Origin of the sequence: Streptomyces sp. RP5T (assembly GCF_003933965.1) — a bacterium.
Classification (GTDB): domain Bacteria; phylum Actinomycetota; class Actinomycetes; order Streptomycetales; family Streptomycetaceae; genus Streptomyces.
Genome location: NZ_RSAJ01001075.1, coordinates 1 through 1384, shown reverse-complemented (window position 1 = coordinate 1384; position 1384 = coordinate 1). Strand labels below are relative to the sequence as shown.

1 protein-coding gene is annotated in these 1384 nt (G+C 70.9%); it reads right to left on the bottom strand.

Annotated features, from left to right (window positions below):
- Nucleotides 1–1341, bottom strand: a 1341-nt coding sequence (locus tag EHS43_RS44570) for an FAD-dependent monooxygenase (protein WP_125196061.1), incomplete at its 3' end; no start/stop codon positions are given.
- Nucleotides 1342–1384: the final 43 nt, after the last annotated feature.

Here is a 1384-nt window from a genome sequence, read left to right as displayed (position 1 = left end):
GCTGCCGTCGGGGACGATCGCGTCCGAGACGTATCGCTGGTTGAGGTCGACGCCGTGCGCGTTGAACTCGTACACCTTGAAGGCGATGGCCTCGCGCAGCCCGGCCCGCTGCTTCTCCGCGGCCTCGGTGGCGTCCTTGCGGGCGGCGATGTTGGCCCACAGCTGTTCGGGGGTCTGCGGGGACAGCCCGTCGAGGGCCTCGAAGATCGGGGCGGTCTCGCCGATGGACTGGTTGGCCCGGGTGACGACCTGCCTGCCGATCGGGGCGCGTTCGGCGGTGTAGGTGTCGAGGAGCTTCGGGGAGGCGGTGCCGTCGAGGACGAGCTTCAGTTTCCAGGCCAGGTTGTAGGAGTCCTGGATGGAGGTGTTGGAGCCGAGGCCGTTGGACGGCGGGTGGCGGTGCGTGGCGTCGCCGGCGCAGAAGACGCGGCCGTGGGAGTACCGCTCGGCGTACATCTCGTTGACGGTCCAGGCCGAGGACGACTTGATGGTCACCGGGATCTCGTCGTCGCCGACCAGCTGCCGTACGACGGACTCGGCGTACTCGGTGGTCAGGTCGGGGGCGCCCGCCGTGACGTCGTACCCCCACACGATCAGCCACTCGTTCCACGGCCGCACGCAGCGCACCAGGCCCGCGCCGATGCCGCCGACTGTGGCGCCCGGGGCCAGGACCCAGTACAGGGTGGAGGGGCGGTGGGCGGTGTACTTGGTCAGGTCCGCCTCGAAGACGATGTTGATGCTGCCGGCCACGCCCATCTGGCCGCCCATCGGGAGCCCGGCGTCCTCGGCGACCTTCGAGCGGCCGCCGTCCGCGCCGATGAGGTACTTCGCGCGGATCTCGTACGTGTCCCCGCGCAGCCGGTCCCGCACGGTGGCCGTCACGCCGTCGGCGTCCTGGGTGTGGGAGAGGTACTCGGTCTCGAAGCGCAGGGCGGTGCCGCGGGCGACGGCCGCGTCGACGAGGACCGGCTCCATGAGGTGCTGCGGCATGTCGCACATGCGGGTGGGGCTGGCGAGTTCGTGGGCGGCCTGGACGAGCGGGTCGTTGCCCCACGAGCGCACCCGGTCGAGTTCCTCACCGGCCAGGCTGGTGCAGAAGGTGGTGTTGCCCATCAGGTGCTGGGGGGTGGCCCGTGCGATGACGTCCTGTTCGACGCCGAGGTCGCGCAGCACCTCCATCGTCCGCTGGTTGGTGATGTGCGCACGGGGTGTGTCGGCCAGGCGCGCGTAGCGGGTCACGACGATGTTCGGCACACCGTAGGTGCTCAGCGCGAGCGCGGCGGACGCTCCGGCCGGGCCGCTGCCTACGATCAGGACGTCGGTCTCGACGACGGGGGACACGGGCGCTCCTGGCGGGGGCTCACGGACGGGGGCAGTTTTGATC